1 pseudogene is annotated in these 458 nt (G+C 39.3%); it reads left to right on the top strand.

Going from position 1 to position 458, the window contains the following annotated elements:
* Positions 1–301, top strand: a pseudogene (locus AC1DLB_RS32060) (hypothetical protein); the annotation flags it as partial.
* Between the last annotated feature and the right edge of the window lie 157 nt (positions 302–458).

Here is a 458-nt window from a genome sequence, read left to right as displayed (position 1 = left end):
GCAGTACAAATTGTTTACTTCTGTTTATGACGATATGAAAAATAAAGTTATTACAATATCAGGGCAGGCTTTTAATATTGGTGAGTACGGTGCGTTGAATTGGGATGCGATTGATCCAAAAATTCAAGATATGATTGTGGATCTGAGGTATCGAGGGGATTATACGCCGACATCAAGGATATTGGTTCAGCGGCCTTTTGTTCAAAACAATAGGGCTGAATTGAAGTCTATTATGTCCAATCAAAACAATTGGTCAAATGTTCCGTTAGATCGCTTTACTAGGCGTAAAAATTATCTATAAGGTGAGAAATGAAAAACTTAATGCTGTTGGTAGGTTTGGCTTTTTCCTGCTGCGCCTTGGCCGCGGATGAAAAAGATCCAGTTGTAAATATATATAAAGCCGATACGGCTGTCATTTCTGGTAAGTTAGTTCGCTACTATCAGTCGCTGGGCAGCCC

This window comes from Pseudomonas sp. 05N434, assembly GCF_056396965.1.
This window is presented reverse-complemented; position numbering and strand designations above follow the sequence as displayed.